This is a genomic window from Actinopolymorpha rutila (genome assembly GCF_013407855.1).
In the GTDB taxonomy this organism is placed as follows: domain Bacteria; phylum Actinomycetota; class Actinomycetes; order Propionibacteriales; family Actinopolymorphaceae; genus Actinopolymorpha; species Actinopolymorpha rutila.
Map to the genome: position 1 here is coordinate 6,474,561 of NZ_JACBZH010000001.1, position 25,061 is coordinate 6,499,621.

Here is a 25,061-nt window from a genome sequence, read left to right on the forward strand (position 1 = left end):
GGTTGAACTGTTCGTACGTCCACGCCACCAACTGTTGGTAGTTCCACCCGCTGGTTGGCGCGCGGGCTACACCCTGAGGTGGATTGCCGTTCCGGCGGTGACCGGGCCGTGGGTCGCTTGGACGTACGACAGTGATGAGATGGCAGGTATGAACTCGACTGCTGCCGCCGTCGGCGGTGCGGTGACGTTCGTGTGGCTGGGTATGGTGCTCGCCATCTCGTTCCTGGAGGCGCCGCTGAAGTTCCGCGCTCCCGGCGTAACGATTCCGCTCGGCCTCGGCATCGGTCGGCTGGTCTTCCGGGCGCTCAACGCCGTCGAGGTGGTGCTCGCCCTGGCGATCGTGATCGCCGTCGCGCTGAGTGGGCCGTCGGCGGTGGTCGTGGCGTTCACCGTCGTCGTGATCGTCCTGCTGGTCGTACAACTCGCTGTGATCCGTCCGCGGCTGAACCGGCGGTCGGACGAGGTCCTCGCCGGCGTCCTCGACACAGGAGCCCGAGCGGATGCGCCCGCAGGTGCGGGCGTGCGCGCCGAATCCGAGCAGCCGCGCTCACACGGCCACCTGGCCTACGTCGCTTGTGAGGTCGTGAAAGTGATCGCCCTCCTGGACCTCGGCACCAGCCTGCTCGCCCGTACGTAAGCGCGCCCACCCCCCCCCCGAGCGTGACGTACCCGACACTCGTCAAAGTGGAATCTGAGATTCGTCTTTACCTACACTGAGGCCGTGCGAATGACGGCGAGCACCGACCTGGCCCTCCGAGTAGTGATGCGGCTGGCCGTGGCGGACGGGGACAGGAACGGCGACAGTGGCGCAACCTCGATGCCCACCACCCGCGAGGTGGCGGACGCCGTAGCGGTCCCGTACACCCACGCCGCGAAGGTCGTCACCCGCCTGCAGCACCTCGGCGTCGTCGAGGCACGACGCGGGCGCAACGGTGGGTTGACGCTCACCGAAGCCGGCCGCTCGAGCTCCGTCGGGTGGCTCGTTCGCGAGCTCGAAGGCGTACGCGACGTCGTGGGTTGCGAGGACGACCCGCCCTGCCCGCTGCGTTCCGCGTGCCGGCTGCGTTCGCTGCTACGCAAGGCGCAGGAGGCGTTCTACTCCACGCTCGATCCCGTTACCGTCGAGGATCTCGTGGGCTCCCCCACGGGTCCGGTTCTTCTCGGTTTGGCCGCGCGACCCGCGGCGAGCTGAGTGCGCATGTGCGCGAAACATCAACGCTCCAACGCGATCCACCACCGTTCCACCACTAAACCACCTTGGAGGTAGGCCATGCTGTCCGAGCAGTCGGCCGCCATGATTCGTGCCACTCTGCCCGCCGTCGGCGCGGCGATCGGCGACATCACCGGTCTCTTCTACGACAGGATGTTCGCCGCCCACCCCGAACTGCTCCGTGATCTGTTCAACCGGGGCAACCAGGCGAACGGCACCCAGCGGCAGGCGCTCGCCGGCTCCATCGCGGCGTTCGCCTCGGCTCTCGTCGAGCGTCCCGACGTACGGCCGGACGCCATGCTCTCCCGGATCGCCCACAAGCACGCGTCGCTCGGCATCACCCGCGACCAGTACGCGATCGTGCACAAGTACCTCTTCGAGGCGATCGCGGAGGTGCTCGGCGACGCGGTGACGCCCGAGGTCGCGCAGGCGTGGAACGAGGTGTACTGGCTGATGGCGAACGCGCTGATCGCCATCGAATCTCGCCTCTACGCCGAGGCCGGCGCGGCCGATGGTGACACCTGGCGCGAGTACCGCGTCGTCGGGCGGTACGAGGAGACCGCGGACGTGGCGATGTTCCTCGTACGCCCGGTGGACGAAGGCCCGCTGCCGCCGGCCCGGCCGGGACAGTACGTCTCGGTGCAGGTGGAACTGCCCGACGGCGCGCACCAGATTCGCCAGTACAGCCTGTCCGGAACCGCGCCGGACGCCCTGCGGTTCGCAGTGAAGCGGATCGTCGGCGCCCCGGACGGTGAGGTCTCGAACTTCCTGCACGACCGCGTTCGCGAGGGCGCCGTCCTGCGGGTGAGCGCGTCGTTCGGCGACGTGAGCCTGGACGACGAGGACGGCCCGGTGGTGCTCGCCTCCGCGGGCATCGGCTGCACGCCCATCATGAGCATGCTCGACCACCTCGCCGCAACGAACTCCACCCGGCACGTCACCGTCGCCCACGGCGACTACTCCCCCGCGGCGCATGCGTTCCGGTCCGACCTGGAGCAGTTGGTCGTCAAGCTGGGGAACGCCCAGGCGGCGGTGTGGTACGAGGCGCCTGAGGGAGAGTGGCCGGTTGAGCGGACGGGGTTCGTCGACCTCGGCGGGTTGTCGATCCCGTCCGACGCGACCGCGTACCTCTGCGGGCCGCTGCCATTCCTGCGAGCCGTACGAGGCCAGCTGCTGGCTCTCGGACTCGCACCGGAAGCCATCCATTACGAAGTCTTCGGCCCCGACCTCTGGCTCGGCCAGCAGTAGTTGCATGGCACCGGCGCAGGGGGCCGTCCAGATCCCCTGCGCACGAGCCACTCGGGCAGACACCGCCCGGCAGACGAGCCGTCACCGTCGACTCTGCGGATCCTCGATGCGGTGATCTGGATGTGCCACAGCCAGTCCCGCGCGGTTCGTCGATATCGGAACGCCACCTGCCCATTAGATCCGGAGAACGCTGCCGCACTTGTCAGCGGCTGAACCACGAAACGACGGGCTGACTCGTGGTCCGACCAACCGGTTGTGATATCACCGGCACGGTGGACGAGGGGCTATTCGAAACACTGGTGACCACCGGGCTGCGAGCCAAGGTCGAGATGCTGGCTGCGGAGTTCAAGGCCAGCACTGCGGTGGTCGACAAGGCCGACCAGCCAGAGGTCCTTGCTCGCTACCTTCGCGAGGTGGCGACGCGAGTCCTCTCATCAAAGAGCGACTTGCAGGAACGCGTGCAGCTGCTGAACGAAGCTCTGCGGATCCTTGAGCCGGATGGCGCCGACCCAGTTGTCGAGCCGCCGCAGCAGCTCACCCGGGTTTCGAGACTCGCCGCCCCCGGGGTCTTAGCCCTGCCTGACACCAGACCGACGACGCCGCTGTCGGATGCAGCTTTGCTGACCAACTCCCCCGGCGAGCCGTCCCTGGGGTCAGAGCTTCGGTCTGAGATCGACACAGCGGATGGCGTCGACCTGTTGTGCGCCTTCGTGAAGTGGCACGGTCTGCGAGTGCTGGAGTCGCAGCTCGCCCTCTTGCGTGAGCGCGGCGTCCCGCTTCGGGTGATCACGACCGCGTATATGGGCGCGACTGACCGTCCCGCTCTCGACCGACTCGTTCGCCACTTCGGCGCAACGGTGAAGGTCCAGTACGACATCAAGCGCACCCGGCTACACGCCAAAGCGTGGCTGTTCCGCCGAAGGACGGGGTTCGATACCGCTTACGTAGGATCCTCGAACCTCTCACACGCAGCGCTGCTGGACGGCGTGGAGTGGAACGTACGGCTGTCCCAGGTCGCGACGCCGTCCCTGATGGCGAAGTTCGCGGCTACATTCGACACGTACTGGAACGACGCAACGTTCGAAGACTACGACCCGGACCGAGACCGGGATCGACTCGACGACGCGCTGGCTGAGGCGAGCGGACGTCGCACAACGGATCGCGTGACGGTATCGCTATCCGGGCTCGAGGTACGGCCCTACCCACACCAGGCCGAGATGCTCGAGGAGCTTGAAAGCGAGCGCGTCGTTCATGGCCGCCACCGCAACCTCGTCGTCGCGGCAACCGGCACTGGGAAGACCGTCGTGGCGGCGTTGGACTACCGACGCCTCAGCCTGGCCGCCGAGGCTGCGGGCAAGCCGCGACCCTCGCTGCTGTTTGTAGCGCACCGGCGAGAGATCCTTCAGCAATCGCTTCGCACCTACCGCGAGGTGCTCGCCGACGCATCCTTCGGAGAGCTTTACGTCGGTGATGCCCGCCCAGAGCGCTGGCGGCACGTGTTCGCTTCGATCCAGTCCTTGTCCGCATATGGTGTGGCCAACATCCCGCCTGATGCGTACGAGATCGTGGTCGTTGATGAGTTCCACCATGCCGAAGCACGGACCTACCGAACGCTCCTCAGCCATCTCGCACCCCGAGAACTCCTAGGGCTGACGGCTACTCCGGAGCGTACGGATGGCATCGACGTCCGCAGATACTTCGATGGACGGACCGCCGCGGAGTTGCGCCTGTGGGACGCTCTCGAGGCCGAACTGCTGTGTCCCTTCCACTACTTCGGCATTGCTGACAACACCAAGCTCACCGACATCACGTGGGCTAGGGGCCGCTATGACGAGGCCGCACTGTCCAACCTCTACACCGGCAACGACGCCCGTACCGCCATCGTGCTACGCGAGCTCCACGACAAGATTGCCGACATCTCATCTATGCGCGCGCTCGGCTTCTGCGTCTCGGTCGCTCACGCCGACTACATGGCCGACGCCTTCAACAAGGCCGGCATCCCGGCGCAGGCTGTCAGCGGTGCGACTGGGCAACGTGAACGCGAGAATGCTCTCAATGATCTTCGAGACCGACGCGTCAACGTCCTCTTCGCCGCCGATCTGTTCAACGAAGGCTTGGACATCCCTCAGGTCGACACGGTCCTCTTCCTGAGGCCGACGGAGAGCGCGACCATCTTCCTGCAGCAGCTTGGCCGAGGGCTTCGTCACGCCTCAGACAAGCCCGTTCTGACCGTGCTGGACTACGTCGGCCACCAGCACAAGAACTTCCGCTTCGACCAGCGGTACAGCGCTCTCACCGGCGCGACCCGCCGTGGCCTCAAGCATCAGATTGAGCGTGGCTTCCCCTTCCTTCCGTCTGGTTGCCAGATCGTGCTTGACGAGGAAGCTCAGGAAATCGTCCTCGACAACATCCGCGCTCAGGTGGACCAACGGTGGCGGTACCTGGTCCAGGACCTACGTCTGCTAGGTGACTGCGACCTCCAGACCTACCTCAGTGAGACTCAACTCGAACTCAGCGACGTACTCCGCAAAGGCAGCAAGTCTTGGACCCAACTGCGGCAGGATGCAGGTGCGCCAACGCGTCATGCTGGTCCGCGTCAGGCCCAACTCCTCAAGCGCATCCGGGCGCTTGCACACGTCGATGACCCCGACCGACGTCGCGCCTACGCAGATCTTCTGGCCGACGGCGCGCCGAACTACGACGACCTCGATGTACTGCGGCAGCGGTGGGCGAGAATGCTGTTCTTCTCACTGTGGCCGGACGGCGGAGGCTTCGCGTCCTATGCCGCCGGCCTGGCTGCCCTACGCGACGAGCCGGCCGTGCGAGACGAACTGCTCGCAGTTCTTGCGCTCAGCTTCGAACAAGCCCGACATGTTCCTGTCAGGCTTCGTGGCGGACTTGCTCAGCTCCCGCTGCGGGTCCATGCTCAATACCAGCGAGAAGAGATCCTTGCCGCCCTCGACTACGCGAATCTTCAACGAAGGCCAGCAAGCTTCCAAGCAGGCGTACTTAGGGCCCCAGACTGGAACGCTGACGCGTTCCTTGTGACTCTCCGCAAGTCTGAGAGCGACTTCTCCCCAACCACCATGTACCGCGACTACGCGATCAGCCCCACGTTGTTCCACTGGGAGTCGCAAAGCAGCACGTCCACCGCCTCACCCACGGGTCAGCGCTACCTCCAGCACAGCGCCCTCAATCACAACATTCTGCTCTTCACACGGGAACGGCAGAGCAACGACCTCGGAACTGCTCCCTACCTTCTCCTCGGCACCGCCCAGTACGTCAGTCACACTGGGGAACGCCCGATCGCCATTACCTGGCGGCTGGACCATGCCATGCCCACCGACGCATACACCCATGCGTCAGTCGCCGCTGGGTAGGCGTCGGACGCAGTAGGGACCTGACCGCGGGAAGGGTCCGGTCCCTACTGCGTCCGACGTACCACAGAACCAATTCTTGATCAGATGATGCCGAGGGCGAGCATGGCGTCGGCAACCCGGATGAAGCCCGCGATGTTCGCGCCCGCGATGTAGTTGCCGGGACTGCCGCACTCTTCGGCGGTCTCGGCACAGCGATCGTGGATGGCGCGCATGATCTCCTCGAGCCGCTCCTCGGTGTGCTCGAAGCTCCAGCTGTCGCGGGAGGCGTTCTGCTGCATCTCCAGCGCGCTGGTGGCGACACCGCCCGCGTTGGCGGCCTTTCCGGGAGCGAACCCGACCCCGGCGTCGTCGAAGACCTTGATCGCGTCCGGCGTGGAGGGCATGTTCGCGCCCTCACCCACGACCCGGCAGCCGTTCTTGACGAGCGTGAGCGCGTCGGCGCCGTTGAGCTCGTTCTGCGTCGCAGACGGCAGAGCGATGTCACAGGGAACGTCCCAGATCGTCCCGCCCGACACGTGGTCGACCGCGCTGCCGCGCGCCTCGGCGTAGTCACGGACGCGGCCCCGGCGTACGTCCTTGATCTCCTTGAGCAGCTCGACGTCGATGCCCTTCTCGTCGACGACGTAGCCGTCGGAGTCCGAGCACGCGACCACGATTCCGCCGAGCTGGTGCACCTTCTCGATCGCGTAGATGGCGACGTTGCCGGAGCCGGACACGACGACGTGCCTTCCGTCGTACGTCTCACCACGCGCTTTCAACATCTCGTTGACGAAGAAGACCGCCCCGTAGCCGGTGGCCTCCTGGCGTACCTGCGAGCCTCCCCAGGCCAGGCCCTTCCCGGTGAGTACGCCGGACTCATAGCGGTTGGTCAGCCGCTTGTACTGGCCGAACAGGTAACCGATCTCGCGCCTGCCGACGCCGATGTCACCGGCCGGAACGTCGACGTACTCACCGATGTGCCGGCACAACTCCGTCATGAACGACTGGCAGAAGCGCATGACCTCCGCGTCCGAACGACCCTTCGGGTCGAAGTCGGAGCCACCCTTGCCGCCGCCGATGGGCATCCCGGTGAGAGCGTTCTTGAAGATCTGCTCGAAGCCGAGGAACTTGACGATGCCGAGGTAGACGCTCGGGTGGAAGCGCAGGCCGCCCTTGAACGGACCGAGAGCGGAGTTGAACTGCACCCGGAAGCCGCGGTTGAGCTGTACCTGGCCGGCGTCGTCGACCCAGGGCACGCGGAAGATGACCTGCCGTTCCGGCTCGCACAGGCGGCGGATGACGGCCGAATCGGCGTACTCCGGATGCTTTGCGACCACCGGCCCGAGACTGCTCAGGACCTCTCGTACAGCCTGATGAAACTCCTGCTCGCCGGGGTTGCGGCGGAGTACTTCGGCGTAGATGTCGTGAAGCTTCTCGTCGAGGTCACTCACGGCGCATCCTCCAGGCACACGTCGTCCCGGCTGTGGACGCCAGCCGAGTGCGGATGTCGAGAACGACGGCGCCGGTGCCGTCGCCCGTCGAGGCTACCTGGCCCCCGCAGCCCGTCCGTGAGCGAGCCTGCACCGGATCAGATCAGGCGTCCGGGTAACCGAGTTCGACATCGTGCGTGCCGTGAGCCGCGGCGTCCACCCGGCCCGAGCTGGCCACCGGCGGGAAGCCGCTGGCGATGATGGTGTAGTCGCCGGCCGGCAAGTCCTCGAGGGTGTACGCGCCTTCGGCATCGGTCACCGTGGTCGTGAGCACCGCACCCGAAGCGTCGACGAAGGTGATCAGCGCCTCGCGTACCGGATGCCCGTCCCGCCCCGACCGCGCGACACCGGTCAACCGGCCACCGCCCTCCAGGTGCAGGTCCAACCGCTCCTCGCCACCCTGCGGCACCATGACGCTCGCCGCGATCGGGCGGTAGTTCGCGGCGCTGGCGACAACGGTGAAGTGGCCGCCGCCCAGACCGTCCATCGCATAGCTGCCGTCCTCGCCGGTGACCAGGGAGGTGACGACCTCGCCGCTCTGGTCGGTCAGGGTCACCGTGGCGCGGGGCACCGGGGCGCCGGAGCCGCTGACCGAGACCGTTCCGTACAGCCGGGTGCTCCCGGAGAGCACCAGGTCGAGCGTCACCGGGCCCCCGGTAGTGGTGATCGTCGACGCCTGCGGCTGGTAGGCGCCGGCCGAGGCGATCAGGACGTGCGCGCCGGCCTCCAGGACCGGAACGACGTACGCACCGGACTGGTCGGTGAGAGTACGTGCGACCTGGTGGCCGCCGAGGTCGATCAGGGTCAGAGCGGCGCCGGAAACGGGGCTGCCGTCCGGGCGGAGGACCTTGCCGCTGACTTGGTGGCCGTCGTGGCCGTCGCGGTCGTCGTGGTCGTCGCCGTTCGGCGTCGTGGATGATCCGTTGCTCGTCGGTGCGGCTTCCGGCTGGGTCCGCGGCATCCGAAGGAGCTGGGCGAAGTCCTCCCCCGCCGCCAAAGCGTGCCGACCGTTCGTGCCGGCGTGACCGTTGGCGCCGGCGTGGCCGTTGCTGGTCGCGTAGCCGTTGGCACCGACGTGACCGTTGGCGCCGACGTGCCCGTTGCCGAGCTCCGCCGCCGCCCGCAGTGACTTATCGGTCTCCGGGGCCTCCGGAGTATCCACCTCCGCTGCCGGACCCGCCTCCTCCGCGGCCCGTGCCGCCATGCCGGACTGCGTACGCAGCGGGATTTCCTTCATGAACACCAGCAGCAGGAACGCCACGATCGGAGCGACGGCGGCGGTCAGGAACACCAGGTCCATGGAGTCGGAGAACCCCATCCGGAACGGCACGGCGAGCCGCGGGTCGAGCCGCTGGATGAAGGAGGAGTCCTGGAGCACACCACCCGTACCGCCGCCACCGGAGCCGTGCAGCATCGCCAGCACCGGCTGGTTCGCCTTGTCGGCCAGCACCTTCGGGTCGTGCAGCGCGGCCTGGAAGGCCGGTGTCTGGCTGACCGTACGGAACGCGTCCGCGATCTTGTCACCGACCGTACTGAACAGCAGCGAGAGGAAGACGGCCGTCCCGAGCGTGCCGCCCATCTGGCGGAAGAAGATCGAGGACGAGGTGGCGACGCCCATGTCACGGGGCGGGACGGCGTTCTGGATGGCGAGGGTGAGGGTCTGCATGCACAGGCCGAGCCCGAGGCCTACCACCGCCATGTAGATGTCGGTCTGCCACAGCGGGGTGTCCCACGCGACCTGGTGGAACAGCACCAGGCCGGCGGTCATGAGGAGGGTGCCTATGAGGGGGAAGATCTTGTAGCGGCCGGTCTTGGCGGTGATCTGCCCCGAGGACAGCGAGCCCGTCATGATGCCGGCCATCAGCGGCAGCATCAGCAGTCCCGAATGCGTGGGCGTGGCGCCCTTCACGATCTGGAGGTACTGCGGCACGATCGCGATCGCCCCGAACATCGCCATGCCGATGAAGAAGCCACCCGACGAGATCAGCGAGAAGACCGGGGATCGGAACAGCCGCAACGGGATCAGTGCGTCGTCCTTCATCCGCTTCTCGGCGAAGATGAACGCGATCAGACCGACTCCACCGAGCACGTAACAGATCAGCGCGTCCCGGGACCCCCAACCCCAGTCCCGGCCCTGTTGGGCCACGATCAGCAGCGGTACGACGCACACCGCGATCGTGATCGCGCCGAGCCAGTCGATGCGGTGGTCGCGGCGGGTGTGTGGCACATGCAGCACCCGGCCGACCACGATCAGCGCGATGACGCCGATGGGCACGTTGACCAGGAACACCCACCGCCAGCCGGCCAGGCTGATCAGCTCGGACTGACCGGCGAAGAACCCGCCGATCACGGGGCCGAGGACGCTGGAGGTCGCGAACACGGCCATGAAGTAGCCCTGGTACCGAGACCGCTCGCGAGGCGGCACGATGTCGCCGACGATCGCGAACGCGAGCGACATCAGGCCGCCGGCGCCGAGTCCCTGGAACGCGCGGAACCCGGCGAGCTGCCACATCGACTGCGAAAAGGTGCAGGCGAGGGAGCCGATCACGAAGATGGTGATCGCGGTCAGGAAGAGTGGCCGCCGGCCCCAGAGGTCGGACAGCTTGCCGTAGAGCGGGGTACTCACGGTCGACGTGATCAGGTAGGCAGTCGTCGCCCAGGCCAGCATGTCCAGGCCCTTGAGATCATCGGCGATGGTGCGGATCGCCGTGGAGACGATCGTCTGGTCCAGTGCGGCGAGGAACATCCCGAGCATCAGGCCCGAGATGATGGTGACGATCTGGCCGTGACTCAGCTGGCCCGGTGACCGCTGCTCGGGCCCCGCGACCGCTCTCCGGGTCGCCGTACTCTGCACCGCGTTACTCATCGGTCCCTTCCGCCCCTGCCGCGCGCCTGCCGACCCACCCCGATGCGGCTGGTGTTCCTCCGCCATCGGCGTCGCTCCGGTAGTACGCCTACCCACTTTCTGTTGCTTGCTCCATGCAAGTTACGCCAGACCCAACTATGCGGGGCGGCCGTTGCTTAGACAACACAACTACTTGTGAACTGGCGCACAGTTAGGCAAAAGAACTCTTTACGTAACCCTGTGTCGGGCTACCCTCACCCATCCGGAGCAGGCGGGCGTTCCACCCCATCGGCCCGACGACATCCGCCCCAGCAGATCCGCTCGTTTCTACACCGCGAACCTGGAGATCCCGTCGGCCACCGGATCCGCTCCTGTCGGCTTCTGACCACGTGAGATGGTGTGCCGCATGACCTACGACGTTGTCGTGATCGGGGGTGGCCCGGCGGGGGCGACCGCGGCCATCCAGGCGGCCAGGCTGGGTGCGCGGACCCTGCTCGTGGAGAAGAACGCCATGCTCGGCGGCACCACCACCGCCGCGGCGATCGACATACCGGGGCTCTTCCACGCCTGGGGTACGCAGGTGATCGCCGGCATCGGGTGGGAGATCGTGAAGCGTGCCGTCGAGGTCGCAGGCGACGACCTGCCGGACTTCGCCGACTTCGACCGGCCGGCGTACAGGCTGAGCGTCCAGTTGCGTCGCGAGATCTACGCCGCGCTGCTGGACGAGGCCGTGCTCGACTCGGGTGCCACGCTGCGCTTCCACACCATGCTCGGCGCCGTGCGGCGCGACGACGCCGAGTGGCACATGACGCTGTGCGGCAAGGAAGGCCTGTTCGAGGAGCGAGCTCGCGTCCTGGTCGACTGCACCGGCGACGCCAACGCGGTCGCACTGGCCGGGTTCGAACGCGAACAGAACGTGGAACGCCAGCCCGCGACGTACAGCGCGTGCTTCAGCGGGTACGACGCCGGGTCACTGGACTACGACGCACTGCTGCAGGCCTGCGCCGAAGCCGTTACGCGCAAGGAGTTGCGGCCCACCGACCTGACGATGCACAAGGACGGCGTACGTGGATTCCTGAGGTTCCGCGGGCGGAACTCCATGCACATCCCCGGCGTCGACGGCAGCACGAGCCAGGGTCGCTCCGAGGCGGAGGTCGAGGGCCGAGCGGGCCTGATGCGGATCTTCCGTTTCCTGCGGGCCCAGCCAGGTCTCGAGGGCCTGACGATCGACTACTTCGCCTCCGAGTGTGGCATTCGGGAGACGTACACCATCGCGGGCAAGCGGAAGATCACCGTCGACGACTACGTGAGCGGACGGGTGTGGGACGACGCGGTCTGCTACAGCTTCTACCCGATCGACGTGCACAGGCCCAGCGGCCACGGCATCGACTACCGGGTCCTCAGCAAGGGCACGTTCCCGACCATCCCGCGCGGGGCGCTCCTGCCACGCGACAGCAGCTGGCTGATCGCTGCCGGGCGTTGCGCGTCGGGCGACCAGGAAGCCAACTCCGCCTACCGCGTCCAAGCATCCTGCATGGCCATGGGGCAGGCCGCCGGGGTGATGGCGGCACTGTCCGCCCAGTCCGACGTCGAGCCGGAAGACCTCGCCCTGGCCGACATCCACACGACGCTACGCGCGCACGCCGCGATCGTGCCGGGCGATATCGGCTGACCGCTGAGACCACGGCAAGCGCGAGAGTGCGCCGGTCGTGCCCGCTATGTGCTCGGATGCTCGTCGGCGGCCGTGTCGCGCACGTCGGCGGCCGTGTCGCGCACGTCGGCGGCCCGGTCACGCTCGTCTGCCGCCCGGTCGCGTTCCTCGGCCAGGCGCTCACGTTCCTCGGCCAGGCGCTCACGCTCGTCGGTAAGGCGTTCACGCTCGTCAGCGAGGCGATCACGTTCGTCGGCATCGGCTTCGCGTCGGTCGGCATGGGCTTCGCGTTGGTCGGCGTCCCTGTCGCGCTTGTCGACGACTCGCTGGTGTTCCTTGGGATCGATGGATCCCAGTTCGGCGAGTCGACGGTGGGACTCGGCGGCGAGACGCCGATATTGGGTTTTGAGAGACCGGTCGACCTGGGCCCGGTACGCTGCGGCGCGGTCGGGCCGCAGGTACGCCTGACCACCTTCCGCCAAACGGGCCGCGCGGCTCCGCTCGGCCTCAGCGCGTTGCCTCGCCGCCTGCGTACGCAACCGCGCGGCAAGCGCACGCTTCTCGGCGGCTCGCTCGCGCAGATTCTCCGCGGTTTGCTCCTGGGACATTTCGGGTCGAACTAGCGGTTGTCGGCGTGGCGTTTGCTGGTTGGTCGTTCTTGTTCGTCGGCGGCTCGTTCGCGCTCGTCGGCGGCTCGCTCACGCTGGTCGGCGGATCGTTCGCGCTCTGTGGCATCGCGGTCGCGGTGGTCCGCGTCGCGGTCGCGTTCGTTGGCCATCCGTTGGCGGTCGTCGGCGACCCGTTCGCGTTGGTCGGCTTCGCGGTTGCGTTGGTCTTCGATGCGGTCCCGCTCGTCGGCGCTCCGTTCGCGCTTGTCAGCAAGATGGTTGCGTTCGTCGGCCTCGTGGTCGCGTTGGTCGGCGAGGTTGTCGCGTTCTTCCGCGGCGCGCATCCGTTCGGTGCGTGCGACGAATCGCAGTTCCTCCAGCCGACCGCGAGCCTGGGCCGCGAGGCCGCGAAGATAGGCCGTCCGACTCCGTTCCTTGGCGGCATGTTCACGTTCACCGGCGGCGCGTGCTCGTTCGTCGGCGGCGCGAAGCCGCAGCGCAGCAGCCTCACCGGCATGGGCCGCGAGGAGCTTGCCTCTCTCCGCCGCTCCCCTGCGCAACCGCGTGGCGAGCGCACGTGTCTGGGCGGCTCGCTGCCGAAACTCCAGGGCGATTCGCTGCAGCCGGGGGATTTGGTCGGGTTCATGCTGCCACCCGTCTGTGGCGGGCATGTCATCGACTCTACGCCGCCCCCGCCGAACCATCCTGGCCAGCAGCCTGCCTCGACCGTCGCGCTTCTGCCGCGTCGTCGCCCCAGCTGTGGCGGCCCACGGTGCTCTGCCGGAAGCACGCGGACCGGCCCCGCGAGTAGGAACCGCACTATCCGAGGACTCGACAGGCCGTCAGCGGTCGGGGCCGGCGGCCTCGTCAGGTTCGTCGGCATTGGCTGGGCGGTGACGGTCGGCCGACCAGCAGTGCGGACCGCCCTGGAAGGGGTGGTCGGGGCCGATGTATCCCAGGTCCTCAAGCTGGCGGTGCGCCTGCGTGGCGAGGTGATGGGCGTGGGCCTTCAAGGCCTGGCCGAAGTCGGACGGCCGGGTGTCGTCGGTGACGTGTTCATGGTGCTGCTTTTCGGCGGCATGATTATTGTCTTGTGCCATTTTCGGGGCTCTGTTTCGGTATTCACCGGTTCAAATGGGAGACCTTCAAACTCTACGCGGACTGTTCAGTGGACGCATTTGCTGCTAAAGAATTCACTCGACACCCCGACGGCGACACCAAAGTCAACGCCGCATCACCGAACAGGCAGTGCGTAGCATCAAGGGACAGCGGCCGCGGACCGCCAGAACCCCAGGTTCCCAGGCGAAGCGTCAATCAGGTACTGACACAGATCCGTCAAGCACCTCCTGCGTCAAGACAAGGACGCAATGAGTCCGCTGTGGAAGGGTCAACGGTTCCCAGTCGCCGACTGCGTAAGCGGCTGGGCCGTGCTGAACCGCCGCACGGTCGTTATCGTCGACATCCGACGTGACAACCGGATCCCGGCCGAATCATGGTGGACATCCACGACGTTTGTCGACGCTGGTGCGCGTGTTGTGGCGCGTGGTGCGTGTTCACGATGCACGTGTGGTCTTGCCGTAAGCGGGAGCTACCACCCGGTGCCGGTGGTTCCTTCGGCTTGCTTCGGTGGTGCCGCCCCACACTCCGTAGGGCTCGGGCATGGTGACGGCGTGCGCTTCACACTGGCAGCGGACCGGGCACTGTTCGCACACTGCGGTGGCCGCTGCTTCTCTGGCGGCACGATCTGCAGAGTTTTCGGTCTCGTGTCCGTAGAACAGTTGGGAGGGCAGGTCGGCGCAGGCTGCGTCTTCGTGCCAGCGAGTCCACGCCTTCGGTGGTCGGGAGGTGTTGCCCCGTCCGCCAGGGATCGCTCTTCGGCGCTTGGGCATCGTGGTGTCTCCTCGTCTGAGGCGCACGTCGGGTCGAGATGACAACGGCGCGAGGTCCGACGTGCTGAGTGGATGGGATGTCGTTCTGCTACGTGAGGTCGCCGGGGGCGGGTGGGACGTCGAGCGGGGTGGAGCTTCGTCCTGAGGCGCGGGGTGGTGCGGGCAGGCGACGGGGCGGAATCGCCTGCCCGGTCAGGGTTTCGCGCTGGGTTCAGCAGCGGGATCTGTAAGGTCGTGGGGAGATCAGGACGTCAGCGGATGGCCTGGGTAGGTCATGTGGAGTACCCGGATGTCGCCGCTCGCGGGTGCTGCCACCCTCATGTCCACGCCCAGCTGGCCTGCACGCTTGTGCGCGGCAGCCAGGCACCGGACTCCCAGCGGGCTGACGAAGCGTGCCTGGTTCAGTTGCAGAAGCAGTACCGGCGGCTGGCTCAGCAGTAGCCATTGGAGCTGGCGCTTCAACTCCCACGCGTTGTCGTCGGTGACGTTCCCGGCGACGGATACCAGTGTGTGGCCTCGGGTGTCCGCGCTCCAGGTCACGTCGAGTGTCGAGGTGTTTTCCGGTCGTGGGCCTGCCACCAGCGGGTCATCCAAAGGCGGTTGCGAGGACCTGACTGTGTTGTGACCACCTGGCTCGCAGCGAAAGTACTGCCTGGGAAACGACCTGTCCAACGGGCCGAGGTTGGCAGGGGAGAAGGGGTGTCGGGTCATAGCTAGCCTCCCGGGGGACGATCGGCGACAATCCCCCGTAGGTGTCCAACCCGACCGGCCCCTACCCGTACTGATCAAGGCGAATCGTTTGTGACCGGATCAGGACTGCAAAGCGAGGTCCGCAAAGGCCGCCTCGTGTCGGATCTTCGAGGGGTTCGCGTTCCGCGTCTTGTCTGGTACGCCTCGTATGGGTCGTCGGCGCTAACGTGGAGAAGTCCGTCGATTGAGATGTGACGGTTCGCGAGGAGGCGTGCCCATGCCGCAGCGACAGTGGGGAAGCAAGCGGGAAAGGCAGTACGAGCACGTCAAGAGCAGCCAGAAAGCGCAGGGGCGCTCCGAAGAACGCGCCACCGAGATAGCTGCACGCACCGTGAACAAGGAGCGCGCTCGTTCCGGCGAGGCCAGCCAGAAAAGCTCCACCTCGACCAAGGACATCTCCTCCGGCCGGCGTGGAGGTCAACGGTCCGGAAGCGGCCCGGGCGGGCGCACGAAGGCGCAGCTGTACGCGGACGCGAAGCGGCAGGGAGTCCAGGGTCGTTCGAAGATGAGCAAGGCCCAGCTCGAAAGGGCCGTCGGCCGCTGAGGCGGCCGCCCTTCTCTGCCTTGAACGAGCCCATGGGACCGTTGGCGCTGCAGTAAGGGGTCTGATGGCCCCCGGGGTGGTGGACCTGTGCGGGGCCGGTCTAGCGTTGGGTTGTCGTGGAGCGCTATGAAGGGCTGCTCCGGCGACCGTTGATGGTTGTCCTGTTGAATGTGGGGTTGGCGGCCGCCTTCTACGGGTCTGCGCAGATCGGTTTGATGATCGGGCTGGCTCGCGGACATATCAGCCCGTTCTGGCCACCCACCGGGATCGCCGTGGCCGTCCTCCTCCTCCTGGGAATCGATATGTGGCCCGGGATCTTTCTGGGAGCCGGCGTCGTCAACCTGTCCACGGGTCCCGCCGTCATCGCGCTCCCTGTCGCAGCTGGTACGACTCTGGCATGCCTGGGCGCGTACTGGGCGCTGCGGAAGTTCGACTTCCGGATCGAACTGGACCGGCTGAAGGACGCACTGGCGCTGGTGTTCGTTGCCGCGCTGGGCGCGATGCTCATCAGCTCCACCACCGGGACCGTGCAGCTCCTGCTGACCGGTGTGGTACCGCTCAGTTCCTTCCTGCCGACCTGGCTGACCTGGTGGACCGGCGACGCCATGGGGGTGCTCGTCGTGGCGCCGCTGCTGCTGACTCTCGTAACGGTCCCCTGGCGCCGATACCGGTACGTCGACTCCGAACGGCTCGCGGAGATCGCGGCCGTGCTGGTTGGTTCGTTCGGAATCATCCTGATCGGCCAGAAAGTGTTCGGAGTGCTGTTCCTGGCGTTTCCGCTGGTGGTCTGGGCGGCCTGGCGTTTCCAGTTGCCGGGAGCGGCGCCGGTGGCGCTGCTCGCTTCGGCAGTGGCCATCCACGCCGCCATGCATGGATACGGCACGTTCGCCGGAAGGCACCTGTCCGAAACGATGGCGATTCTGCAGCTGTTCAATGGCTCGATCGCTCTGACCGGACTTCTGCTGTCGGTAGCCATCACCGAAAGCCAACGCACACGCGAGGAAATCGAACGCAGCTGCACCCAACTCGGAAACGTCATCGAGCACCTCGACCGCGCCATGCGACCGGACGACACGTCGTCGCTTCGACAGTGGGCAGAACACAAGCAGGACCGCTCACCCGGCGAACCCTGACTTGTTTCCGGGCTCGCGCTCGGGTTGAGTGTGGCGATGATCTCGGAGGGATCAGAAGCGATACCACTGACCTGCGGGGATGGTGGGCCGCCTGGGGATCGAACCCAGAACCCGCGGATTAAAAGTCCGCTGCTCTGCCAGTTGAGCTAACGGCCCGGTGATCCGGCAGCCTACCGGGCGCGACGGCTCGGATGCTGCCTGGGCACACGCTCGGCGCCGCCGCGTCCGGACCGACGCCGATCACCTCGCCGGTGCCCCGCTGACGGCGTACCGGACGTGATCGTCAGCGGGCGTCAGCCGGTTGTACGGGGTTTCTCAGCGACTCCGGCCACCGTTGGGCTCGGACGTCGTCCACCCACGCCCGAGAGGAACCCGGATGACCAGCCAGAACGCCGGCCCCGTCGCGACCCGCCCACGCAGGACGGCCGGCACGCTCGAGGTGCCCGGCGCGCACCTCTACTACGAGACCTGGGGTTTCGAACGCCGTGACGCCCCGCTTCTCCTGATGATCCCCGGCGGTCTCGGCGACGCCGGCTTCTTCAGCTCGGTAGGCCCGGCGCTCGCGAACGACTACCGCGTCGCGACGTACGACCGGCGCGGCAACTCCCGCAGCACCGTCGCCACCCCCTACCCCGAGGCCCGGATCGACGAACAGACCGCGGACGCGCTGGCTCTCCTGGACCTCCTCGGCGACCCCGGCCACGACGACCGATCCCGCGCCGAGGACGAAGGTGAGCGAGAACCCGCCCCGGCGTACGTCTTCGGCGGCAGCGGCGGCGCGATCATCGGCCTTGACCTCGTGGCTCGGCACCCGCACCGCGTACACACCCTCGTCGCGCACGAGCCGCCGGTCGTCACCGTGCTCCCGGACGCGGCGGAGCACCTGGCCCGCTTCGAGGAGATCCGCGGCCTGCATCGCACCGAGGGCACCGAGAAGGCGATGGCCGCGTTCGTCGCGGACTACGCGGGCGGCGACGAGCAGGACTTCGAATACGACCCCGAGCTTCCGCCCGACCGCGACATCGAGCGACGGTTCGCCGGCAACTTCGACACGTTCATGGGTACGGAGCTGCTGCCGTTCGTACGCTTCGAGCCCGACCTCGCGGCGCTGCGAACCGCGGCGAACGCCGGCACAAGACTTGTCCTCGCCGGCGGCGAACGCAGCAGCGCGCACTACCCCTACCGCGCGAGCGCGACGCTGGCCGAACGCCTCGGACCGGAGTACGCGGAGTTCGTGGAGTTCCCCGGCGACCACTCGGGATACCTCGGCAGGCCGCGCGCGTTCGCCGAGAAGCTCCGGGCAGTGCTCCGCGCCGGCTGAGCTCGAGCACGGGTCCAGCGGCTCAGGAAGGAGACTCCTCCGGCCCGATCAGCTCGACGATCTCCTCCTCCGACATCCCCGCACCCCGCGCGTACGCCGCGTCGTAGGCCTCCGGTCCCAGCAAGGACCGGACGCCCTCCGCCGTACGACCCGGGTCGTCACCGCTGCGGTCAGGACCGCCACGCACCGCCTCGGCGACCCCCAGCAGCAAGGCGGCCCGCGAGGGATCATCCGACCGGTACGCCACCGCCGCCAGCGCGTGGACGACCATCGCCCGCATCGGCCGGTCGTGACCGGTGGCGGCGAAGCCTCTCGCCCCCTCCAGGACCTCCGCCGCCGCGCCGACCTCACCAGCCGCGGCCAGCACCAACCCCAGCCCGGCCGTGATGACGATCTTCATCGGCAGCGGCATGGGCCCATGTCCGGCCAGCTCGGCGCGCGCCAGGTCGGCCTGCCGCCGAGCCTCGACAAGATCGCCGCTACGGGCCGCGAACTCCGCCTCGCCCAGGCGTACCCACACCGCCAGCTCCGGCGTCTGCCCGGCGTCCACCAGGGCACGAGCGCGGCCGAGGTCGGCTCGCGCGCCGGCGAGGTCGCCGGAGCGGGCGCGGTCGCCGGCGATCTGGGTGAGCGCGATCGGAAGGTCGGCGTCGCTGCCGAGCTCCCGCAGCAGCGCGAGCGCCTCCTCCCGCGCACCGAGCGCCCGGGCGTGCCCGCCGGCCCGCCCCCACAACCCGGCCAGGCTGCGCAACGCGGACGCCCGCCCCCACCGGTCGCCGAGTTCGGTGAACCGGTCCAGGGCGCTGCGCAGGTGCGCCTCGGCGGCCTCGGTGTCGCCGGCGTTGTCCTCGATGTTGCCGAGGAACAGCTTCGCCATCCCCTGCCCCCAGGGCCGCAGCGCGGGGAACACCGCCTCCAACCGGCGCCGGCCGGCCTCGCCGTCGCCCTCGAACGTCAGCGCCATCGACTCCAGCAACCCGAGTTCGGGGAACTCGTCCCGGATCCTCGACCCGGGCGCGTCGACGAGCGCGAGCGCCTCCTGCAGCGACCGCTTGCAGGCGTCGGGCTCACCGGTCGCGAGGTAGCCGAACCCGGCGAGCATCAGCAGCAGGGCGCGCGGCCCGGGCGGCGCCTCCCCGGGTACGGCGAGCGCGGCGCGGGTCCAGTTCGTGGCGGCCGCTCGGTGGCCTTCGAGGAACCAGAACCACGAGAACCCCGTGACCAGGCGTACCGCGAAATCGGCGTTTCCGGAGTCCACGGCCGTACGCATCGCCGCGAGGACGTTGTCGTGCTCGGAACGCAGCCGGGCCATCCACTCCACCTGCCCGCCGCCGCGCAGGTAGGGGACGCCTTCCTCGACCAGGCGGGCGAAGCACTGCGCGTGCGCTGCGTGCATCGCCTGGGACTCGCCGGCCTCGGTGAGGCGTTCGAGTCCGTACGCCCGAACCGTCTCCAGCAGCCGGTAGCGCACCTCCCCGCCATCGCCACTCGCGCCACTCGCGCCACTCGCGCCGCCCGCGCCGCCCGCGCCACCCGCGCCACCCGCGCCACCCGCGCCACCCGCGCCACCCGCGCCACCCGCGCCACCACCGTCGCCGTGCCGCCGGTCGAGCACCGCGTCCACCAGCGACTTGTCCACCAACGCGGCGAGTACGTCGAGCACCGCCTCGCGCGGCAGGTCGCCACCAGCGACGCCGACCGAAGCCTCGGCCGCAGCATCCGCGCCGTCGCCGGCACAGTCCACGTCGTCCGCGCAGATCAGCTCGGCGAACTCCAGCGTCGCGCCGCCGTGGAACACCGCCAGCCGCCGCAGCAGGATCCGCTCCGGCTCGTCCAGCAGGTCCCAGCTCCACTCCACCACCGCGCGCAGCGTCTGGTGCCGCGCCAGGACGGTACGCCGGCCCGCGGTCAGCAGCCGGAACCGGTCGTCCAGCCGCGCGGCGATCTGGCCCACCGACAGTGACCGCAGCCGGGCGGCGGCCAGCTCGATCGCCAGCGGGATGCCGTCCAGCCGCCGGCAGATCTCCACCACCGAGCCCAGCGTGTCCGGCGTGACCTCGAACTCCGGGCGCACCGCGACCGCTCGGTCGGCGAACAACCGCACCGCGGGGTACGCCAGCGCGCCGGCCACCGGGTCCGGCTCGGCCACCTCGGGTTCGGGCGGCAGGCCGAGCGGCGGGATCGGGTAGAGACGTTCGCCGGGTACGCCGAGCTGCTCCCGGCTGGTGGCGAGCACCCGCAGCCCCGGGCACGCGCCGAGCAGCCGGTCGACCAGCGCGGCGGCCGCGTCCACCAGGTGCTCGCAGTTGTCCAGGATCAGCAGGATCTGCTTGGCCCGGAACGCCTCGACCAGCACGGTCACCGGATCGCGTACCGGCACCGACTCCAGCTGTTGCCCGGTGAGCTGCGACGACGCCAGCAACGCCAGGTCGCGTACGCCAAGCGTGGACAGGACCGCCTGCGGCACCTCACCCGGCTCGGCGATCGCTGCGAGCTCGACGAACCACGTCTCCTCCGCGGGGCGGGGCGTGGTGCGGGCGGCGAGCTCGAGGGCCAGCCGGGTCTTGCCGGCGCCGCCGGAGCCGACCACGGTGACCAGGCGTTCCTCCGTGATCAGCTTGCCGAGGCTGCGCAGCTCGGCGTCGCGGCCGACGAAGCTGGTGAGGGGTACGCGCAGGTTGGTCCGCGCCTGCTCGCGGGCCGAGCCGTCGGAGCCGGGATCTGAGTCGGAGCCCGCCTCAGCACCCCCACCGCCGACCGCACCCGGCGACGAACCGTTCGAACCGCCCGCCCCGCTCACGCTCGCCGGCAGCAGCTTCGGGTCCTGGCGCAGCATCGCGAGGTGGAGGTCGGCGAGTTCGGCGCCGGGGTCGACGCCCAGCTCGTCGGCCAGCGCCGCCCGGACCCGTTCGTACGTCGCCAACGCGTCGGCCTGCCGCCCCACCGCGTACAACGCACGCATCGCCTGGCCCTGCAGCCGCTCGCGCAGCGGATGGGTGGCGGCGAGGCGTTCGAGCTCGGCGAGCGCGTCGGCGTGCCGGCCGCAGGCGAGGTCGGCCTCCAGCCGGTCCTCGGTGGCGGACAGTCGCAGCGCGGCGAGCCGGGCGGCGGCCACCTCGGCGAACGGCGCGTCCAGCGCGTCGGCGAGCGCCGGCCCGCGCCAAAGATCCTCGGCGGTACGCAGAACCGCCGCCGCCTCGGCGTACTCCCCTGCCGCCAGCGCGGCCCGCCCCCGCGCGGCGAGGCGTTCGAACCGGTACGCGTCCACGTGGTCGGGAGCCACCGCCAGCCGGTATCCGGCGGGATGCGACTGGATCAGCGCCGGGCCGCCCGCCCCCGGGCTGCCGGAAGGCAGCGCGCGCCGGAGCCGGGACACCAGCGACTGCAGCGCGTTCAGCGCGCCGGACGGCGGCTCCTCACCCCACAGCCCGTCGATCAGCGCCTCGACCGTGACGATCGCGTCCGGGTGCAGGGCGAGCCGGATCAGGAGTGCACGCAGCCGCGACCCGCCGATCTCGACAGGTCGCCCGTCGTCGTCCCGCAGCTCCAGCGGGCCCAACATCCGAACGTGCACGCACCAAGCCTTTCAGGTCCCGACCTCTACCCGACGCTCACTGGCGCCTGAGTGGTTGGTCGCAGGATGAAACGGTAACTACTCTCATAACCTTGATCTCTCCCGGAAGGCGGGTCGTTCACCGATGGCTGACAACACCTACGACGTGATCGTCATCGGCGGCGGCGCGGTGGGCGAGGTTCTCGCCGAGCGCGTCGTCAAGCGGGGGCTGTCCGCCGCGATCATCGAGGCCGAGCTGCTCGGTGGGGAGTGCTCCTACTGGGCGTGCATGCCGAGCAAGGCGCTGCTGCGCAGCGGCGAGGCGCTCCGCGCGGCGAAGAACGTCGAGGGCGCGACCGAGGCGGTGACCGGTGAGCTCGACGTGGCGGCGGTGCTCGCACGCCGCGACTCGTTCACCAACAACTGGGACGACTCCAACCAGCGGGAGTGGGCGAACGGCGCCGGGATCACCGTCCTGAAGGGCCGCGCCCGCCTCGTCGGCCCCAAACGGATGGTCGTACGCATGAACGACAGCGGCGACGGCGACGGGGCGGAACGCACGCTCGAGGCCCGGCACGCCGTGGCCGCCTGCGTCGGCTCGTTCCCCCGCATCCCCGACATCCCCGGCCTGCGCGAGGTCCGGCCCTGGACCAGCCGGGACGCGACCAGCGCGAAGGAGGCGCCGCGCCGGCTCGCCGTCATCGGCGCCGGCCCGGTCGGCAGTGAGCTGGCCCAGGCGTGGAACGACCTCGGTTCGCAGGTCACGCTGCTGGTCGCCGGGGACCGGATGCTGCCCACGCTGGAGCCGTTCGCCGGTGAGTACGTCGCGAAGGCACACGTCGAGGCCGGCATCGACGTCCGTACCGGCGTCACCGTGCAGTCGGTCACCCGGCTCGCCGGCACGGGCGGCGGCGAGGGGGACGAGGGCCCGATCAGCATCCAGACCGACCAGGGCGAGATCGTCGTCGACCAGATCCTCGCCGCCACCGGCCGCGAACCCTCCACCGGCGACCTCGGCCTGGAGACCGTCGGGCTGGAGCCGGGCACGTGGCTCGACGTCGACGACAGCTGCCGGGTCAACGGCGTCGAGGGCGGCTGGCTGTACTCCGCCGGCGACACCAACCACCGCGCGCTGTTCACCCACCAGGGCAAGTACCAGGCGCGGATCTGCGGCGACGCCATCGCCGCCCGGGCGCAAGGCGAGCACGCCGCGCCGGTGGCCTGGTCGCCGTACGCCGCGACCGCCGACCACGGCGCCGTGCCCGCGGTCGTGTTCACCGACCCGGAGGTGGCGATGGTCGGGCTGACCGAGCAGGCCGCGATCGACCAGGGGATCACGGTACGAGTCGCGGAGTACGAAATCGGCAACGTCGCCGGCGCCTCGCTCTACGCCGACGGCTACACCGGGCACGCGAAACTGGTCGTCGACCAGGAGCGGCTGGTCCCGGTCGGATTCACCGCCGTCGGCCCCGGCGCGGGCGACCTGCTGCACGCGGCGACGGTCGCGGTGGTCGGCGAGGTGCCGCTGGACCGGCTGTGGCACGCGGTTCCGGCGTACCCCACGGTCAGCGAGGTCTGGCTGCGACTGCTCGAGACGTACGGCATGTAGGCCCGGAGTTCGGCGGCGGTTCTCGCGCCGCCACCCCTCGGGCACTCCCCTGGCTACTCCCCGGGCGGAGTGAAGTACCGGCCGCGCCGGTGCAGGAGCGGGTCGTTCTCCTCGCCGAGCTCGATGTGTTCGAGCTCGGCCTCCACAGCGAGCGCCCAGCCGATCGGCCGGGTGTCCAGCACGCGGCAGCCGGCCCAGGTCTGCACCGAGGCCGGCACCGGGCCCCAGTCGGTGTCGCGCCACTCGGTGAGCCGGAACGCCCCACCCGGTGCGGGCATCAGCCCCGCGAACGCGTCGGCCAGGGACCGGTGCTCCCAGCGCAGCACCGACAACGCGAACCTGCCCGCGGCCTCGGCCACCGGCCACAGGTCGGAGTCCTCGTCGACCAGGCCGAGCACCTTGCCGGGTTCCCCGTCCGCGACGACCAGCCCGGACACCGGCAGTCCAGCGCGCCGCGAACCCAGCGCTGCCGTCCACAACGTGACGGGTGCGGTCAGCCGGCCGCGGAGCCGGCGGATCGGGTTGCGTTCGTGCGGGGGTGGCAGGAACGGGTGCTCGGCGTGGATCTCGCCTCCGGTCTCGGACACGCCCTCACTCTGCCCGGTCCGGCCGCGACATTTCACCCCGGGCGCCGGTTCCGCGCCGGTTGCACTCTGTCTCATTTCGGTTCCAGCGGTGCGTAACCGGGTACTCACGTACGGCGTCCAGGCATTGATACGTAGCAGCGCGAACGCCTTTGCCGTGAGAAGATGGGTGCCTTCATCGACGACGGGGTACCGGGGTCTGAACAGGTGTGTGTACGCCTGCCCGCGGGCACGTCTGGGGGTAAAAGGGAGTGTGGTCGCCGTGAGTGTCCTCGACCATCAAATACACCAGCTCTCCGCATCTGCGCGCAAGCGGCTGCAGCAGGACGAAATCGACCTCACCGCCCGGCGGGCCGAGCTCGTCGCCGAGCAGGGCAGCGAGACCGGTGGCGATCTCGTCGACCAGGCGTCCTTCGCGACGCAGCAGATCGAGATCGAGTCCATCGACCGCCGGCTGAGTCGCATCCACGAGCTGTTGTCCGCGACGACCGTGGCCAGTGACGCACCCGAAGACACGGTCGCGGTCGGATCCGTCGTCACGCTTCGCTTCGACGACGGCAGCACCGAGGCCTACCAGGTGGGTCTGATCGAGGAACAGGCCGACGACGTCGTCGCGCTCACCCCGACCAGCCCGCTCGGTCGCGCGTTGATGGGCCACAAGGTGGGCGACAAGGTCACCTACGCCGCGCCCGTCGGCGAGCTCAGTGTCGAGATCGTGCAGGTGGCCGGCAGCTGACGCGCCGCCTGAGAGGCAACACCGGCACCCGCCGGTCGAGACCAACGAGGGTCTCGGCCGGCGGGTGCCGTCGCGTTCGCGTTCGGTCGCAGTCCGGTTCGTAGCCCAGCTCAGTCGTAGCCCGGCTCAGTCGTAGCCCAGCTCGTGCAGCCGGGCGTCGTCGATCCCGAAGTGGTGCGCGATCTCGTGCACGACGGTGACGTGCACCTCGTCCACCACGTCGTCGTACGTCTCGCAGATCCGCAGCGTCGGGAGCATGAAGATCGTGATCCGGTCCGGCAGTACCCCGGCGTAGGTGTGGTCCCGGTCGGTGAGCGGCGTCCCGTCGTACTGCCCGAGCAGGTCGTCCGGCTCCCCCGCCGGCGGCTCGTCCTCCACGAACACCGCGACGTTGTCCATCAGCGCGGCGAGTTCGGGCGGCACCTCGTCCAAAGCGATACCGACGAGTTCCTCGAACTGCTCTCGGGAGATCTCCAGCACGTACTCATTCGAGCACAACGGAACCGTCCAGGCTGGGCGCTTGATCATGCT

Annotated in this window: 19 protein-coding genes and 1 tRNA gene; 11 read left to right on the plus strand and 9 right to left on the minus strand. The window is 68.8% G+C overall.

The annotated features are described in order from the left end of the window. Positions 1–139: 139 nt before the first annotated feature. The 4 genes from F4554_RS29085 (at position 140) to F4554_RS29100 (ending at position 5,838) form a co-directional block, all read left to right on the plus strand. Complete coding sequence (locus F4554_RS29085) at positions 140–637, plus strand: hypothetical protein (protein ID WP_202889505.1); 498 nt, start codon at positions 140–142, stop codon at positions 635–637. Positions 638–721: 84 nt separating this feature from the next. Then, a complete protein-coding gene (locus F4554_RS29090; RefSeq protein ID WP_179790802.1) occupies positions 722–1,192 on the plus strand; it encodes an Rrf2 family transcriptional regulator in 471 nt (156 codons plus the stop codon). A gap of 102 nt (positions 1,193–1,294) precedes the next feature. After that, on the plus strand, positions 1,295–2,458 hold the full coding sequence (locus F4554_RS29095) for a globin domain-containing protein (protein ID WP_238341435.1): 1,164 nt from the start codon (positions 1,295–1,297) through the stop codon (positions 2,456–2,458). A gap of 329 nt (positions 2,459–2,787) precedes the next feature. Next, on the plus strand, positions 2,788–5,838 hold the full coding sequence (locus F4554_RS29100) for a DEAD/DEAH box helicase (protein ID WP_179791847.1): 3,051 nt from the start codon (positions 2,788–2,790) through the stop codon (positions 5,836–5,838). A gap of 80 nt (positions 5,839–5,918) precedes the next feature. Here F4554_RS29100 and gdhA read toward each other — a convergent pair whose 3' ends face one another. Then, entirely contained in the window at positions 5,919–7,268 is a 1,350-nt protein-coding gene (gene gdhA / locus F4554_RS29105; RefSeq protein WP_179790804.1) for an NADP-specific glutamate dehydrogenase, read from the minus strand. Positions 7,269–7,410: 142 nt separating this feature from the next. After that, positions 7,411–10,173, minus strand: a complete 2,763-nt coding sequence (locus F4554_RS29110) for an MFS transporter (protein WP_179790805.1) — start codon at positions 10,171–10,173, stop codon at positions 7,411–7,413. Positions 10,174–10,558: 385 nt separating this feature from the next. On the opposite strand from F4554_RS29110, the gene F4554_RS29115 reads away from it, so the two are divergent. Continuing rightward, positions 10,559–11,824: an FAD-dependent oxidoreductase gene (locus tag F4554_RS29115; RefSeq protein WP_202889506.1), complete on the plus strand. Its 1,266-nt coding sequence runs from the start codon at positions 10,559–10,561 to the stop codon at positions 11,822–11,824. 44 nt (positions 11,825–11,868) lie between these two features. Here F4554_RS29115 and F4554_RS34185 read toward each other — a convergent pair whose 3' ends face one another. After that, positions 11,869–12,411: a hypothetical protein gene (locus F4554_RS34185; protein ID WP_420360737.1), complete on the minus strand. Its 543-nt coding sequence runs from the start codon at positions 12,409–12,411 to the stop codon at positions 11,869–11,871. A gap of 26 nt (positions 12,412–12,437) precedes the next feature. On the opposite strand from F4554_RS34185, the gene F4554_RS29125 reads away from it, so the two are divergent. Next, positions 12,438–13,667, plus strand: a complete 1,230-nt coding sequence (locus F4554_RS29125) for a hypothetical protein (RefSeq protein ID WP_179790808.1) — start codon at positions 12,438–12,440, stop codon at positions 13,665–13,667. A gap of 297 nt (positions 13,668–13,964) precedes the next feature. Here the strand turns inward: F4554_RS29125 and F4554_RS29130 are convergent, their stop codons facing one another. Beyond that, complete coding sequence (locus F4554_RS29130) at positions 13,965–14,300, minus strand: WhiB family transcriptional regulator (protein WP_179790809.1); 336 nt, start codon at positions 14,298–14,300, stop codon at positions 13,965–13,967. 243 nt (positions 14,301–14,543) lie between these two features. Beyond that, complete coding sequence (locus tag F4554_RS29135) at positions 14,544–14,894, minus strand: STAS domain-containing protein (protein ID WP_179790810.1); 351 nt, start codon at positions 14,892–14,894, stop codon at positions 14,544–14,546. Between the two features lie 373 nt (positions 14,895–15,267). On the opposite strand from F4554_RS29135, the gene F4554_RS29140 reads away from it, so the two are divergent. Together F4554_RS29140 and F4554_RS29145 are read left to right on the plus strand one after the other, a co-directional pair. Continuing rightward, positions 15,268–15,594 (plus strand): plasmid stabilization protein, encoded by a 327-nt coding sequence (locus tag F4554_RS29140; RefSeq protein ID WP_179790811.1) that lies wholly within the window; start codon positions 15,268–15,270, stop codon positions 15,592–15,594. 116 nt (positions 15,595–15,710) lie between these two features. Further along, complete coding sequence (locus F4554_RS29145) at positions 15,711–16,727, plus strand: MASE1 domain-containing protein (protein ID WP_202889507.1); 1,017 nt, start codon at positions 15,711–15,713, stop codon at positions 16,725–16,727. Between the two features lie 80 nt (positions 16,728–16,807). On the opposite strand, the gene F4554_RS29150 is transcribed toward F4554_RS29145, so the two are convergent. Further along, positions 16,808–16,883 (minus strand) — tRNA-Lys (locus tag F4554_RS29150). Positions 16,884–17,103: 220 nt separating this feature from the next. Here F4554_RS29150 and F4554_RS29155 point away from each other — a divergent pair. Then, the gene (locus F4554_RS29155) at positions 17,104–18,048 is read left to right on the plus strand and encodes an alpha/beta fold hydrolase (RefSeq protein WP_179790812.1); all 945 of its coding nucleotides are present in this window, start codon (positions 17,104–17,106) and stop codon (positions 18,046–18,048) included. Positions 18,049–18,070: 22 nt separating this feature from the next. Here the strand turns inward: F4554_RS29155 and F4554_RS29160 are convergent, their stop codons facing one another. Next, positions 18,071–21,622, minus strand: a complete 3,552-nt coding sequence (locus F4554_RS29160) for a BTAD domain-containing putative transcriptional regulator (RefSeq protein WP_179790813.1) — start codon at positions 21,620–21,622, stop codon at positions 18,071–18,073. Between the two features lie 124 nt (positions 21,623–21,746). On the opposite strand from F4554_RS29160, the gene F4554_RS29165 reads away from it, so the two are divergent. Beyond that, on the plus strand, positions 21,747–23,210 hold the full coding sequence (locus F4554_RS29165; RefSeq protein ID WP_179790814.1) for a dihydrolipoyl dehydrogenase family protein: 1,464 nt from the start codon (positions 21,747–21,749) through the stop codon (positions 23,208–23,210). A gap of 53 nt (positions 23,211–23,263) precedes the next feature. Here the strand turns inward: F4554_RS29165 and F4554_RS29170 are convergent, their stop codons facing one another. Then, the gene (locus F4554_RS29170) at positions 23,264–23,797 is read right to left on the minus strand and encodes a flavin reductase family protein (protein ID WP_337796244.1); all 534 of its coding nucleotides are present in this window, start codon (positions 23,795–23,797) and stop codon (positions 23,264–23,266) included. A gap of 259 nt (positions 23,798–24,056) precedes the next feature. Here F4554_RS29170 and F4554_RS33875 point away from each other — a divergent pair, with 259 nt between their 5' ends. After that, positions 24,057–24,530 (plus strand): GreA/GreB family elongation factor, encoded by a 474-nt coding sequence (locus tag F4554_RS33875; protein WP_179790816.1) that lies wholly within the window; start codon positions 24,057–24,059, stop codon positions 24,528–24,530. Positions 24,531–24,656: 126 nt separating this feature from the next. Here F4554_RS33875 and F4554_RS29180 read toward each other — a convergent pair whose 3' ends face one another. Continuing rightward, positions 24,657–25,058 (minus strand): metallopeptidase family protein, encoded by a 402-nt coding sequence (locus F4554_RS29180; RefSeq protein ID WP_202889509.1) that lies wholly within the window; start codon positions 25,056–25,058, stop codon positions 24,657–24,659. Positions 25,059–25,061: the final 3 nt, after the last annotated feature.

Bases quoted from the DNA above. Each gene is read 5' to 3' on its own strand.
- F4554_RS29085 (WP_202889505.1), top strand. From the start codon at position 140: ATGGCAGGTATGAACTCGACTGCTGCCGCCGTCGGCGGTGCGGTGACG.
- F4554_RS29095 (WP_238341435.1), top strand. From the start codon at position 1,295: ATGATTCGTGCCACTCTGCCCGCCGTCGGCGCGGCGATCGGCGACATC.
- F4554_RS29100 (WP_179791847.1), top strand. From the start codon at position 2,788: ATGCTGGCTGCGGAGTTCAAGGCCAGCACTGCGGTGGTCGACAAGGCC.
- F4554_RS29110 (WP_179790805.1), bottom strand. From the start codon at position 10,173: ATGAGTAACGCGGTGCAGAGTACGGCGACCCGGAGAGCGGTCGCGGGG.
- F4554_RS29115 (WP_202889506.1), top strand. From the start codon at position 10,559: ATGACCTACGACGTTGTCGTGATCGGGGGTGGCCCGGCGGGGGCGACC.
- F4554_RS34185 (WP_420360737.1), bottom strand. From the start codon at position 12,411: ATGTCCCAGGAGCAAACCGCGGAGAATCTGCGCGAGCGAGCCGCCGAG.
- F4554_RS29130 (WP_179790809.1), bottom strand. From the start codon at position 14,300: ATGCCCAAGCGCCGAAGAGCGATCCCTGGCGGACGGGGCAACACCTCC.
- F4554_RS29140 (WP_179790811.1), top strand. From the start codon at position 15,268: ATGCCGCAGCGACAGTGGGGAAGCAAGCGGGAAAGGCAGTACGAGCAC.
- F4554_RS29155 (WP_179790812.1), top strand. From the start codon at position 17,104: ATGACCAGCCAGAACGCCGGCCCCGTCGCGACCCGCCCACGCAGGACG.
- F4554_RS29165 (WP_179790814.1), top strand. From the start codon at position 21,747: ATGGCTGACAACACCTACGACGTGATCGTCATCGGCGGCGGCGCGGTG.
- F4554_RS29180 (WP_202889509.1), bottom strand. From the start codon at position 25,058: ATGATCAAGCGCCCAGCCTGGACGGTTCCGTTGTGCTCGAATGAGTAC.